This window comes from bacterium (assembly GCA_021159335.1).
Lineage (GTDB): Bacteria > UBP14 > UBA6098 > B30-G16 > B30-G16 > JAGGRZ01.
The window spans coordinates 1-13,412 of record JAGGRZ010000162.1; the positions used below are offsets into that span (position 1 = coordinate 1).

The 13,412-nt window shown below is 44.5% G+C and carries 10 protein-coding genes; 9 read left to right on the forward strand and 1 reads right to left on the reverse strand.

The window, feature by feature from the left end; translation table 11 throughout:
- Positions 1-14: 14 nt before the first annotated feature.
- The 9 genes from J7J62_09005 to sprA all read left to right on the forward strand — a co-directional run bounded on the left by J7J62_09005 (position 15) and on the right by sprA (position 12,750).
- On the forward strand, positions 15-512 hold the full coding sequence (locus J7J62_09005; GenBank protein ID MCD6125291.1) for an HIT domain-containing protein: 498 nt from the start codon (positions 15-17) through the stop codon (positions 510-512).
- Positions 509-1,819 carry a peptidylprolyl isomerase gene (locus J7J62_09010; GenBank protein MCD6125292.1) on the forward strand — a complete coding sequence of 437 codons (1,311 nt, stop codon included), beginning with the start codon at positions 509-511 and terminating at the stop codon, positions 1,817-1,819. Before J7J62_09005 ends, J7J62_09010 begins: the two co-directional genes overlap by 4 nt.
- A 62-nt stretch (positions 1,820-1,881) precedes the next feature.
- A complete protein-coding gene (locus tag J7J62_09015; GenBank protein ID MCD6125293.1) occupies positions 1,882-2,631 on the forward strand; it encodes a polyprenol monophosphomannose synthase in 750 nt (249 codons plus the stop codon).
- A 2-nt stretch (positions 2,632-2,633) separates the two neighbouring features.
- Positions 2,634-3,650, forward strand: a complete 1,017-nt coding sequence (locus J7J62_09020) for a glycosyltransferase family 2 protein (GenBank protein MCD6125294.1) — start codon at positions 2,634-2,636, stop codon at positions 3,648-3,650.
- Complete coding sequence (gene asnS, locus J7J62_09025) at positions 3,613-4,902, forward strand: asparagine--tRNA ligase (protein MCD6125295.1); 1,290 nt, start codon at positions 3,613-3,615, stop codon at positions 4,900-4,902. Before J7J62_09020 ends, asnS begins: the two co-directional genes overlap by 38 nt.
- 93 nt (positions 4,903-4,995) lie before the next feature.
- Positions 4,996-6,066 (forward strand): sodium:calcium antiporter, encoded by a 1,071-nt coding sequence (locus tag J7J62_09030; GenBank protein ID MCD6125296.1) that lies wholly within the window; start codon positions 4,996-4,998, stop codon positions 6,064-6,066.
- Positions 6,063-6,320 carry a EutN/CcmL family microcompartment protein gene (locus J7J62_09035; GenBank protein MCD6125297.1) on the forward strand — a complete coding sequence of 86 codons (258 nt, stop codon included), beginning with the start codon at positions 6,063-6,065 and terminating at the stop codon, positions 6,318-6,320. Before J7J62_09030 ends, J7J62_09035 begins: the two co-directional genes overlap by 4 nt.
- Positions 6,310-6,750 (forward strand): hypothetical protein, encoded by a 441-nt coding sequence (locus J7J62_09040; GenBank protein ID MCD6125298.1) that lies wholly within the window; start codon positions 6,310-6,312, stop codon positions 6,748-6,750. Before J7J62_09035 ends, J7J62_09040 begins: the two co-directional genes overlap by 11 nt.
- A 69-nt stretch (positions 6,751-6,819) precedes the next feature.
- The gene (gene sprA / locus J7J62_09045) at positions 6,820-12,750 is read left to right on the forward strand and encodes a cell surface protein SprA (GenBank protein ID MCD6125299.1); all 5,931 of its coding nucleotides are present in this window, start codon (positions 6,820-6,822) and stop codon (positions 12,748-12,750) included.
- Here sprA and J7J62_09050 read toward each other — a convergent pair.
- On the reverse strand, positions 12,740-13,412 hold a 673-nt coding region (locus J7J62_09050; protein MCD6125300.1), incomplete at its 5' end, for an HRDC domain-containing protein. The two genes, sprA and J7J62_09050, sit on opposite strands and share 11 nt — an antisense overlap.

The window sequence follows — 13,412 nt, forward strand, 5'->3', positions numbered from 1 at the left end:
GAAAGGGAGTATCAATGAAGCGACTTTGGGCACCATGGCGTATCGTTTACATTGAAAGTGGAGACCTCGATAGCGATAAATGCTTCCTTTGCGAAGCCAAGGATAGAGCTGAAAAGGATGACGATAATCTTGTGCTTTACCGTGGTGAACACTGCTTTGTGATTATGAACAAATATCCGTATAATAACGGGCATCTTATGATTGCTCCTTACAGGCATATAGGTGAATTGGAAAAGTTAAGTGATGAGGAACTTCTTGAGATGATGCAGCTTGCGAGGTTGTCTGTTAGCGCGATAAAAAAGTCGATGGGGGCGCAGGGATTTAACATAGGATTCAATGTTGGTCGGGTTGCGGGTGCTGGAAGAGCGGACCACATCCATCTTCATATAGTTCCACGGTGGGGTGGCGACACAAACTTTATGCCCGTTCTTGCGGATGTCAAAGTGATTTCCGAGGAGTTGAAAAGGACTTACGAGAGGCTTTTACCTTATTTCAGGAAGGTGCTTGAATGAGAAAGTTGATTTTCACAGTAGCTTTATTTTTGGTCTTTTCGTCGCTGATTTCTGCACGCTGGTTGTCGTATCGCGACGATGGCACTGTGGACATTACTATAGTCGCCGTTGTGGAGCAAAAGCCGATTCTTTCGTCGGAACTTGACCAGGTCGTCATGTCATCGGGAATAACGCCTCCCGAAGATTCCGTGGAGTTTTTCAAACTTTATGCTCAGGTGCTAAGCCAGATTATAAACGAACAACTAATTCTTGAAGCAGCTCGTGCTGAGTCAGTTCAGGTTGACGATGAGCTTGTCGAAGCAGAGTTCAACGCTCGCTGGGATTCGCTAATCAACAGGTTCGGCGGCGAGGAGGTGCTCGCAGAAAGCCTTAAGGCAGAGGGAATGAACATTAATCAGTTCAGGGTTCAATTGCGCCAGCAGATTAAGGATGGGCTAATGAAGCAAACGTATATACAGAAGCATTTGGGCTTCATTGAGGTCTCCGATGATGAAGTTAGGGAATTTTACGAGCTTTATAAAGATAGTTTGCCACCTCTACCAAGGCAGTTTTTCATTCAGGCTATATTAATTCCCCCTCAGGATGACTCAGTATGCTGGAAGCTCGCGAGGAGTGATGCGTATAAAGCGTATGAGTTGCTTAAACATGGAAAGCCGTTCAAAGCGGTTGCGGAAAGCCTTTCTGATGACCTTAACACGCGTGAATCGGGCGGTTATCTCGGGAAGTTTGCACTTGAGGATATACCTAAAGCGTTCAGAGCTGCTGTGTTGAAGCTTGGTGTCGGGAGTTTTTCGAAACCTCTTCGAGGGGACAGGGGATATCACATAGTCAGGGTTCTAAGCCGCAGAGGCAAAAAAGTTGAGCTGGCTCACATTTTTTTCGAGCGTCCGAGTCCTGAGGCTGCTGCAATGCGGATAGCCATGGCAGTTTACGATTCGGCAAGGTCGGGAGTTGAGTTTACCGAGCTTGTGAAGAAATATTCCGCGGATTCAGCATCTGCCGCTAAAAACGGAGATGTTGGCTGGATAAGCGAGGAGGCGTTGCCCAAGGAAATGCTTGCAATAATCGATTCAGTCGGGGAAGGAACTGTTTTACCACCAGTTCCTGAGAGGAATGGAGTAGCAATATACAGGATTAAAACTATATCCCCACCAAGAAAACTTTCTCTTGAAAAAGACATGGACATACTTCGTCGGTTCGCTAAACAGTGGAAGATGAACAAGCGTCTTGAGGCTATTATAGATGAGCTTAAAGAAAAGTTTTATGTGGAAATTCGTGATAAGCGATTAGAGCCGTTTCTAAAATAACTTGCGCAATTTAATAAAATTTGTTAATAAAAATTGTTCTGGATAAACGAATTGGAGAAACCATGAAGCTGAGAGAAAGAGATACATCGCCTATTAATAGGGTTCTTATTATAATGCCCACTTACAACGAGCGGGATAACATTGCAAGGATTGTTCCTGAAGTTCTTAAGCAGGACCCGCGAATAGACATGCTTATTATCGATGACAATTCTCCTGACGGAACTGGTGAGATAGCAGATTCTATTGCCGAAAAGAATCCGCGAGTCAAGGTTATTCATCGTGAGGGGAAACTTGGGCTTGGGACTGCATATGTTCGTGGTTTCAAATATTCACTCGAGCACGATTACGACCTTACTTTTGAGATGGATGCTGATTTTTCGCATCCTGTGGACAAGATACCCGAGATGATTCGCGCGGCGGAGGAAGGGTATGACCTTGTGATCGGCTCGAGGTGGGTCGAGGGCGGGGGCATAGAGAATTGGCCCAAAACAAGGTTACTTATATCAAAGTGGGCGAGTATATACACGAGGGCTATAACAGAAATGCCCATAAAGGACACCACCGCTGGCTTTCAGGCTTTCAGAAAGCGGGTGCTTAAAGCTCTTGACCTTGATTCCATCCACTCTGACGGTTACTCGTTTCAGATCGAAACCAAATTCAAGGTCTGGCGAAAAGGCTTTCACATAAAGGAAATACCGATAATATTTAAAGATAGAGAGCATGGAACCTCAAAATTCAGCAAAAGGATTATAATAGAAGCATTTTTTATGGTCTGGTGGCTTAGGTTTGAGCTGTTTTTTGGGAAGATTTGATAATGCAAAACAGCAGCGAAAAAATTGATACGAAAGCATCCAAGGCAGAAGCTAAGGAAACCTTTGACCTTGCGGTCGTTGTGGTGAATTACAACACCCGACTTCATCTTAAACGATGCCTTGTATCCCTTAAGGAAAACCCGTTTACCAAGGGGACTTTTAGGGTTGTTGTCGTTGACAACGGCTCCAAGGACGGCAGCGTTGCCATGGTCGAAAGAGAGTTCCCGTGGGTTATGTTAATTAAAAATTCGCGCAATCTTGGTTTTGCGAAGGGTTGCAATCAGGGCATAAAGGCAGTAAGAGCAAAATACTATCTTTTGCTCAATTCCGATGCGGCGATTCTTGATGATGCGTTGGATGTGTTGTTCGAATTCATGGAGAAAAATCCTGATATAGGGGCATCAGGTGGACTTATTTACACGGACGACGGGAAGATTCAACCATCGACGCTCATATTTCCTAAATATACCAACCTGCTTTTCTCGCGTAGCTCAATCTTCTCGAAAATCCCTGCGTTGAAGAAGAGAATGCAAAGGTTAAGGCGAGTACCCGACTTTATCTCGGATGTGGAGGCACTTGCTGGTGGTTTTCTTATGCTTAGGAGTGAAGCTTTAAAACAGGTTGGATTGCTTGATGAGAGGTTCTTCATCTACCTCGAGGATATTGACATATGTCGCAGGTTGAGGAAAGCTGGATGGCGCGTGGTTTTTAATCCCAACGCAAGGATACTTCATTCGTGGGGGGCATCATCCAAAAAGAGGCGAGCGAAGTCTTTCTTCTGGCATCATCTCTCTATGTTCAAGTATTTCCAGAAACATTATCCCTACCTTTTACCGCTTAATTTGTTGCTTTTTCTCGGTCTGATGACACATTATGTGACCTGGTTTTTTCTTTATTCAGTTTCAGAGTTTTCGCGTAACGGTAAGCCGGCTGACATCTTAAAGTTCGACATCAAAAATTCATCCTCAAGCGAGGTAAGCGATGTTCAGGATAGCTCAGGCAAAAGAGTTCGTGGGTAAGGAAGTAAGGGTCAAAGGATGGCTTTACAACAAGCGTTCCAAGGGTAAAATCCTTTTTTTTATAATTCGCGATGGCTCGGGTTACATTCAGGCCGTGGCTGTTAAGGGGGAAAGTCCTGATAAGGCTTTTGAGCTTTACGATGAACTCGGATTGGAGAGCTCGATAATTGTTGATGGTATTGTTCGTCAGGAGCCTCGTGCGCCAGGTGGATATGAGTTAGCATTAACAAATATTGAGCCTATCCAGATAGTAAGGGATTATCCTATTCAAAAAAAGGAACATGGTGTAGCATTCCTCATGGACCATAGACATCTCTGGATTCGCTCTCGCAAACAACGGGCGATATTGCGAATAAGAGATGAGGTAGAACGAGCTATAATAGATTTTTTCCACGAACGCGGTTTCGTGAGAATAGATACGCCGATTCTGACGCCTACAGCAGCTGAAGGAACGACTACCCTTTTTGAAACGCAATACTTCGATCTTGGCAAAGCATATCTTGCGCAGACTGGTCAGCTTTACCTTGAGGCAGCTATTTTCGCTCACGGTCTCGTGTATAATTTTGGACCTACATTCCGCGCGGAAAAGTCGAAAACGAGACGGCATCTGATGGAATTTTGGATGATAGAAGCTGAAGAGGCTTTCTACGATTTCGAGGATAACCTGAGACTTCAGGAAGACTTCGTTAGTTACATCGTAAGCCGTGCTTTGCACAACTGCAAAGATGAACTCGAAATTTTGGAACGTGATACGACCAATCTAAAGAAGGTTTCTCCACCATTCGAGCGGATAACTTATGATGAGGCAATAAAGCTTCTTAAGGCGGACGGTTTCCAGATAGAGTGGGGTGAGGATTTCGGTGGGGATGAGGAGACTGCGATATCGTCCCATTTTGAGAAGCCTGTTTTCGTTACTGATTATCCACGGAAGATAAAGGCGTTTTATATGAAAGAGAATCCCGAGCGTCCGGAGCTTGTGAAGTGTGCCGACTTGCTTGCTACCGAGGGATACGGCGAAATTATAGGTGGGAGCCAGCGCGAGGACGATTATGATAAACTGCTTGCTCGAATGAAGGAATTCGGGTTACCGATTGAACCCTATCAATGGTATCTTGATCTCCGCAAGTATGGTTCGGTGCCTCATAGTGGTTTTGGTCTGGGACTCGAGAGAACTATAGCCTGGATAACGGGTATATCGCATGTCAGGGAAGCGATACCGTTTCCAAGAGTGCTTTACAGGATTTATCCTTAAAAATCCAGTAAAGGGGGCGCTATAGAGCGGAAATAAAAGGTTTTGACAAACTCGCTTTTCTTAATTTATTATTCAAAACCAGTTAGGTGAATCATGTTCAGCATATTTGCAAGCTGGGGTGCTCTCGAGATTATTCTTGGTATTATCGCTGTAGCGGGAGTGATAATAATAATTGGTTCCCGCCTTACCAAGATAGCGGATGAGCTTGCTCAACTTACGGGTCTTTCCAGTTCGTGGATCGGTATAATATTCCTTGCCCTTATAACCTCGATGCCAGAGCTCGTATCGAGCATTACTGCTGTCGCCACAGGTAGCCCAGATATAGGAATAGGCAATGTTTTCGGGAGCAATATGTTTAACATGTTCATAATAGCAATATTGGATTTCCTCCAAGGACCTGGACCGCTCATGCTTTCTGTCAGCGCAACACAAATTTTACCAGCAGCGCTTGGAATTTTTCTTATGGCTATAGCAGCACTCGGGATATTCGCCGCGAAAAACATGGCTTCAGGAATTACATCTGAGGGAATAGGCTGGTTTTTTAGCATGCTTATATTTGCCGCATGGATTATCGGCACATACATAATATTCAAGTCGGAGCAGGAAACTGTCTCGGATGAGGCTTACTTCAGAAAGCGGAAAAAGGCAAGAATAGGAGGTATAATAGCGGAATTTTCTGTTGATGCGCTTATAATAATAATAGCAGGTGTTCTTCTTATAGGCCTTGCTGAGCAATTGTCACGCACCGAATTGGCATTTGGAAGCTTTAGATTCAGTCTCAAAGAGAGCTTCATTGGCACCATGATCGTGGCAGTAATAACATCACTTCCTGAACTTGTCGTTTCCATAAGTGCATACAGAATAGGTGCTGTTAACATGGCTATCGCCAACCTTTTCGGAAGCAACACATATAACATGGTTCTTATACCGATAATGGATGTAGTTGGCCGCAAGAGTGTTCTCGTAGCAGCAAGCCCCGTTCACATTCTGGCTGCTGGTTTCGGGATTGTCTTAATATCGATAGCGATAATGGGCGTTATTTACAGGTCGAGGAAAAGTTTCCTTTATCTTGGCTGGGATGCACTAACTATCCTTGCGTTTTATCTTTTTGGTGCATACATGCTATTTCAAGTCGCAATCCAACCTATACAGGGGACGATATGAAGCTCGCAAGAGTAGAAGGGAAAATTTATTGCACGGCACTTGACCCGAAGCTTATTGGCGTTAAATTATATGTGATACAGCCGCTTAATGAAAACCTCGAGCCGATGGGTAAGAAGATTATTGCGGCTGATGGCGTTGGTGCTCAGGAAGGCCAAATAGTTTTCTGGGTTGGTGCCCGTGAAGCTGCTACATGTATAACACCTGAAGAGAAACCTATTGATGCGGGAATAGTGGGAATAGTTGATGAAGTTTGAGAATAAGATGGCCGGGAATAGCAGAAATAAAATAGTTTTGGCTACAGTTTTAATCGCGGCTTTCGCTGTGATGCCTGTTTTTCTCTTTTATGGCTGTGCAGACAGGAATGTATATAAAGGCAAATTTATCTCGACCCGTGTTCCCAAAATGCCTATCGACGAGTTTCAGCATGAAGGCTGGACTATACTCGCGTTTGCCGATACGGTAAGCAAAGAATTTATTAAATATTACTTTTACTTATACAAGGATAGCAAGAAGTTGAGAGAGGTAAGGCTTGAGGAGGGCAGCGACGCCAAATTCTACCTGAAGGAGGTTGGTGGTTCTTCGGGCAAGGTTTTCAGTGTGTTCGCAGCGCCACCTATGTATGAAGCTGTCAAAGAAAGCCTTAAGACCGGGCTTCTTCTCGAGAGAACACCGGGGCAAAAATAACTGGACAGAAATGAAAGGAGGTGCAAATTAATACATTAGTTAATGTAGGCAAAATCGGTTGGCGTTATTATGCTGAGAAAGTCGCTTATCATAAAATTTTTGGTTCTGGCTGTCGCTTTGCCCTCCGCATGGCAGTTCAAGCTTGAAGAGCGTGGGCGGTATTTCCTCACCCCTTGGGATAGATTCAAAACTGACCCTATAGAAGCAAGTTCAGGGATTCGATGCCTCTCCTATGCTAAGGTTCCAGTAAACAGCTGGGCTGTGGTTAACTTTGACCTCGGAGTGGCATTTTTCTACGAGACCATTAATGGAGTTTATGTTTACGCACCGCGAGCGATTCCCTTCGATAGTATTTCCTATGCGATGCAGTATTCGCACTGGCGGAAGAATTTAAGGCAATTTCACAAGGAAAAGAAGCGTAAGGGCAAGCTTTTCGAGATACCTGCGGAACTGCCACCCAATGTTAGGGCGATAATAGGTACCGGTGGGGCGTCAATAGGTGTTAGCGGGGCGTATAGAATAACCATGTCAGGACGAAGCCAATGGACTGACCGCGAAGAGTTTTACGGGAGCAAGTGGCCTCAGCTTCAGATGGAGCAGGAATCGAATTTCAAAATAACGGGGAATATTGGTTCGAAGATAAAAGTGAATGTTGACCAAGATAGCCAGCGAGAAACTGACCTTGAGAATACTATAAACATAAAGTACACTGGCGAGGAAGACGATGTAGTTAGGTCAATTGAAGCTGGGAATACCACTTTGTCTCTTGAGGGCGCAGACCTCGTTGGATACAGCGAGCGTGTGCAGGGACTTTTTGGAATAAAGTCAGTTTTTCAGATAGGGGATTGGAACATTACGGTTATAGCGAGCCAGGAAAAAGGCAACACGCAAAAGGTAACAATCCATCCTACTGTCAAGCGGGAAGGTAGCCACAAGAATGATTTCGAGTATAAACGAAGAACTTACTTCTACATAGCTGACCAATATGTGAACAGGATTTACCAGCCCGGCGATTCCATAAGCCTTTTTGAGCTTTACATAAGCAATTATCAGGCTGCTACCAATCCAAATTCAATACATGGATATGCATTTGTTCAACAGATGAGAAATCCTGATGAACTACCCGAGGATTTGGATGAAATGGTTACGAGAACTGATAGTGTGGTCTCTGCGTATTTCGTGAAGGTGGATGAATCACAGTATAGAGTCGATAGGCTGCACGGCTGGTTCAGGCTCAACACTCCTGCGATGGATGCAGACATTATCGCAGCAAGATTCGTGATAAATCACTCCGACGGCACCGCAGACACATTCGGCTTTCCATTAGGCGATACGCTTTTGATACTCAAGCTTATAAAACCCTCCTATATGCAACCGTCTCATCCGTGCTGGGAGTATGAGTGGCGCAATGTTTACGAGCTTGGCTTAACCGATTTTGACCTTCAAACGGCATACATCAAGCTTTTCAGGCGAGTGGGAACGGACTCGTCGCAGTCGCTTCCTGAAAATGCCAATGTGTTTCTGCTTTCGCTTTACGGGATGGATTCTGTTGATATTAATGACCAGCCGAATCCTGATGGTCTTGTGGACCAGAAATTGATTTTCATCGACCCGGGACGCGGTGAGCTTATCTTTCCTGTACCCCATCCATTTGACCCTCGCGCGATAGATGTTATGCTGGTTCCATCTCTTGTTAATTACCCTGACTCACTGCGGAATCCCGCATTATACAACTCTACTGATGAAAATGAAATGGAACTTAATAGCAAGATGTTCATATACGCCGAGGTTGAGGGCTTGTCACAGCATCAATCGCTTGGTGCGTACAACATAATTCAGGGTAGCGAGGTGGTAACCCTAAACGGAGAGAGACTCAAGAGGGGTGTTGATTATAAGATAATTTACGAGACTGGCGAGATATATTTCCTTTCCGACAAAGCGAAAGTACCCAACGCCAACATTCAGATAACGTTTGAGGCACAGCCCTACTTTTCAATAAAGCAGAAGACATTGCTCGGGACGCGTGTGAAGTATGAACTGGGGGAGGATTCGTGGATAGGTTTTACCGGATTGTACAGAAGCATAAGCTCACCCACAGAACGGCCACGGGTGGGCGGCGAGCCCTCAAACGCATACATCGTAGACTCCGACCTGAGGCTTTCGTCCGAGGTGCCGTTCGTAACCAAGCTCGTGAATTCGATTCCGCTAATAGATACTGATGTCCCCTCACGACTTACGCTGAAGCTCGAGGCAGCCAAACTTTATTCTACGCCAAACACGATTGGGAAAGCATACATCGATGACTTCGAGAGCAGCAAAATAAGGAGTCCCATATCGATAAGGCGGACTATGTGGACTCCCAGTAGTGCACCATACGGATACGCTCACCAGCCACGAGCGCTCCTTAGATGGTATAATCCATATCATCGCGTTCCGAAGCGTGATATCTGGCCTAACATAGAGACCACCGCTCACGAAAGCAATGTGGATGTTCTGACCATTGAGTTTCACGATACCACCACTGTTCCGGGTGATTCTATGCCGTGGGCAGGGATTATGCAGTATATTCCTCAGGCCTTCCAGGAGCAGCGAGATGCGCAGTTTTTAGAGATATGGGTGCAGGGTGACAAGGGTGTGTTGACGATCGATATTGGCTGCATAAGCGAAGATATCGATGGCGACGGTGAACTTGATACCGAGGATAAGAAGATTAATGGTCGTTACGACAATATCTTGACGAAAGACGAGGATACAGGGCTTGATGGCATGTTCGATGACCAGGAACTCGACTATTACCTTACGACTGCCGGAGTTGATATAACCGGAATGTCGATAGAGCAAAAGAAGTCCAAGTTCAGAGAACTGTTTCCTGACCTCGACCCTGACGACCCGAGCGGAGATAATTGGGATTATTCAACCGATGACCCGGAGAACTACACTCATATAAACGGCACCGAGGGCAACAGTAGCGACCCCGCATACGGTGGAAGGCCAAAACCCGACACAGAGGATATAGATAGAAATGGCGTTCTGGACACAAGGAATGCATACTTTTCATATAGAATTGATTTGAGTTCAAAGCATTTCGAGGTTCCTGGAACGCGAAACGAGGCTACTGGATGGCGGCTATACAGAATTCCTTTGAGAGATTCGCTTTTCAGGTTTGTCGAGGACGGCAAAGTCTGGCGAAGAATAAAGGTTGGCGACCCTGACCCTTCATTCGCCACTATAAAATACATAAGACTTTGGTTAACTAATGTTGAGGGTGGCGAAGCCAAAGTCTCAATAGCGAGCATAGACTTTGTGCACAATCAGTGGCGCGAGGATTTTGATAATTTTGAAGTCGCTGTTAAAAACAGTCAGGAGGATTTGGATTACAATCCCCCGCCGGGAGTTTCCGGTGAGCGTGATCCCCAGACGGGATTGACACTCGCTGAGAGGTCCTTGGCGTTGATTTACGAATATCTGCCGCCGCATGATACAGTATATGCATACAAGGTCATACCTGCCCAGCAGGCTGAGGACTATACAAGGTATAAAAGGCTTACCATGTGGGTTCACTTCGACAGCGCCAAAGCTGATGGTGCTGCGCCGCAGTTGCTTTTCAGAATAGGAAGCAGCACCAACGACTACTACGAATACATAACATTTCCCCTCCACGATGGCTGGGATAGCGTTTACAACCGTGTCGTGATAGATTTTGACGAGCTAACCAATTTCAAGGAGCAGTATCTTCGCGCGAAGTCGGATACCGCAATCCCTGACATACCAAATATAAAACTTGCCAGTCACGGGCATGGTTACTATGTCATCCATGGCAACCCAACGCTTACCAATGTTACTCAACTTCAGATAGGGCTTATAAATCCTGACCCCAATTTCCCCATAAGTGGTGAGGTATGGTGCGACGAGCTTGTGGTCGAGGATGTCCGTGTTGACGATGGAGCTGCATATAAAGCAGAACTAACTCTTCAGGCGGCGGATTTCGCAAGGTTTAGCGCTACCTACGACCAGCGGGATGACGATTTCCATGAGCTAACGAGCATAAGCCCGAGGACAACATATTATGGTGGAAGATATAGATTTACTCGCGGAAGGGGATTACCCGAGCATTCGTTCCGAAAAACATGGCAATACAATGTAGGGTTCACATTAGGCAAATTTTTCCCGCCACGATGGAATGTATCGTTGCCGCTATCTATGAGCTGGAGTTTTACTACTGCATTGCCGAGATACAAAACTGGTTCTGATGTGGTTCTTTCTGATTCAGCAAGGCAGCTTGAGAAAACCACGCAAAGAAGCACGAACATAAGTCTTGCGGGCGTTGGAGCTGCACCCGAGAACAGGACAAAACTTATTGACTTGCTCGTTGTGCCAAACAGGTTAACCTATACTTACACTACATCTCAGCAGCATTCGCCGTCCACGCCTTTCTCTACCAATACGAGCTATTCGATTATTCACACATACAGTCTTAATCCGCGCGGCAAGGTTGGTTATGGTTACAGGAAATTCGGCACAACTGAGAAAGATACTACTTCCAAATCTGGCAACAGGCTTCTTTCAGTTTTAAAGGGAATTTTTATACCCACATCGATAAACCTTAACACAACCATTGAGGAACAGTCGAACCGCTCGCAGGACCGTTATGGCACCAGAAACAATGTATTCAGACGCAACCTTAAACACGACACTAAGCTTGGATTCGCTTTCGCAAAAGACCTGACGGGTGACTTCAACATACATCTTGAACGAGACATACATGACCCCAATTTCCTTGTGATAGGTTTGCCAACCATTGTGGGGCGTCCCGTAAGCAAGTCGATTAATTGGGGGTTGCACTGGACTCCGAGGTATCTTGAGTTTCTTTCCCAGAGATATGATATTAATTCAAAATATAACGAAAACACGCATTCTCCCACGCCGGGCACATTTGGCAATGTTTCTCAAACCCGAACGCTTAAAGCCGGCTATACGATAATGTGGAACAAATTTTTCAACAAAGCCAAGAAAGATGAGAAAATGAAGCGTTCGATAGCAAATTTGCTTTCCAAGCTCGATAACCTTAAAATAGACCTGGACTGGACAGCGAACATTTCCGCACCTAACTTGAGAAGTCGCCCGATAAAGCTCTTCCAGTTAGGTCTTACAGGTGACCCCGGAGTACCTTTTGTCAGCGATGTAGCTACCCGTCAACAGCCAAAAGTGGATAACACTCAGCGGGTAGATGCTAATACTGGTGCTAAACTGCCGCAGGATGTAAGAATTAGTATTTCGTATCATTTTACAAGGCAATCTGTGCAGTCTACATCGAATAATACTAAAACTATTTCCCACACATTACCTGAGCTAACGGCACGGTGGGGATTTTTCAACAAACTAAAGTTTTTCAAGCTATTTGCTCGCTCGGTTTCAGCGCGAAGTAACTGGGTTCGCAAGGTGACCACGGGTTACACCAATGACCAGTTCTCAAACCGTAAAGTTGAGAGCAGGCTGTCGCCTCTTCTTGGGATGAATTTCACACTTAAGGGTGGCTGGAGCGTTGATTTGAAATTTAACTGGGAAACTTCGCTCAGCGAAAACTTCAATGGAGTTACGATTGGTTATTCCCGTCAAAGTAACAAGAGTCTTGATGTTATTGCTCGATACACTCTGCGCGCTCAGAAAGGCATAAAGATTCCGCTTTTAGGAAGCATAACGCTTGAGAACAACCTTAACATAACGATTAACACTACATACAGCGTTAACATAATTGAAAGCTGGAATTCAGCCAATCCGGTAAAAACTAAAACGCAGGATAGGGCAAGGCTTACGATAAGACCTCAGCTTTCGTATAACCTTTCTCGAAATGCCACGGCAGGCATGGAAATAGAGATTACTGAGGATACTGACAGGCGTTTTGAACACATAACGACCCACATAAGAGATGTTAGGATTTGGGTGCTATTTAACTTTGGCGGTTCGCGGGGAATAAGCCCCGGCGGGTTCTTTAGGAGATAGTGTTTTGTCCAATTACGGATTTTACAATTTGTATTATCTCATCACCATATTTTTCTGCTCTTTTCTTTCCAAAACCCTTTATTTTTTGTAGTTCTTCTTTTTCGGTTATTCTCATTTCAGCTATTTGCATGAGCCACGAATTGTGGGCAATCATATATGGTAAAAGCTTTTCCTCTGATGATTTATTTTTACGCCATTTTTTTAATTTTTCATATATTTTTTGAGTTATATGTTCAGTTATGAAATCAGTCTTTTCTTTTTCCTCGATACTATCAAATTTTTTAGCATAAAAAACTAATATGGACCAATGTGGATTTCTCTCCCCAGTTATTGATGAAAACAAGTATTTAACTTCTACTTTTTGAAGGAAGTTATTCAATCTTTGTAGATCTTTTTCTTGGTTCTCGCCATCAAGTTTAATACTGAATATTTTGCATTGCATGTTGATAGCCTCCTTTAAATCTTGCCTTTTCTTTAATTTTTCCTTTAAAGCGTTTAAGATTTTGTTGCGTTCTGAATGGATCTCATTCAAGCTCATTCGCCATACTTTTGAAATAATCGCAGTTGGTATTATACTTATTAACATGTGGCATTTTCCGCATAGGGTAATTAGATTATCCAATGAATTATTGCCACCAAATTTTCTCGGGATAATATGATGG

Coding starts and splice junctions, on each gene's coding strand:
- J7J62_09005 (MCD6125291.1), top strand. CDS start 15: ATGAAGCGACTTTGGGCACCATGGCGTATCGTTTACATTGAAAGTGGA.
- J7J62_09010 (MCD6125292.1), top strand. CDS start 509: ATGAGAAAGTTGATTTTCACAGTAGCTTTATTTTTGGTCTTTTCGTCG.
- J7J62_09015 (MCD6125293.1), top strand. CDS start 1,882: ATGAAGCTGAGAGAAAGAGATACATCGCCTATTAATAGGGTTCTTATT.
- J7J62_09020 (MCD6125294.1), top strand. CDS start 2,634: ATGCAAAACAGCAGCGAAAAAATTGATACGAAAGCATCCAAGGCAGAA.
- asnS (MCD6125295.1), top strand. CDS start 3,613: ATGTTCAGGATAGCTCAGGCAAAAGAGTTCGTGGGTAAGGAAGTAAGG.
- J7J62_09030 (MCD6125296.1), top strand. CDS start 4,996: ATGTTCAGCATATTTGCAAGCTGGGGTGCTCTCGAGATTATTCTTGGT.
- J7J62_09035 (MCD6125297.1), top strand. CDS start 6,063: ATGAAGCTCGCAAGAGTAGAAGGGAAAATTTATTGCACGGCACTTGAC.
- J7J62_09040 (MCD6125298.1), top strand. CDS start 6,310: ATGAAGTTTGAGAATAAGATGGCCGGGAATAGCAGAAATAAAATAGTT.
- sprA (MCD6125299.1), top strand. CDS start 6,820: ATGCTGAGAAAGTCGCTTATCATAAAATTTTTGGTTCTGGCTGTCGCT.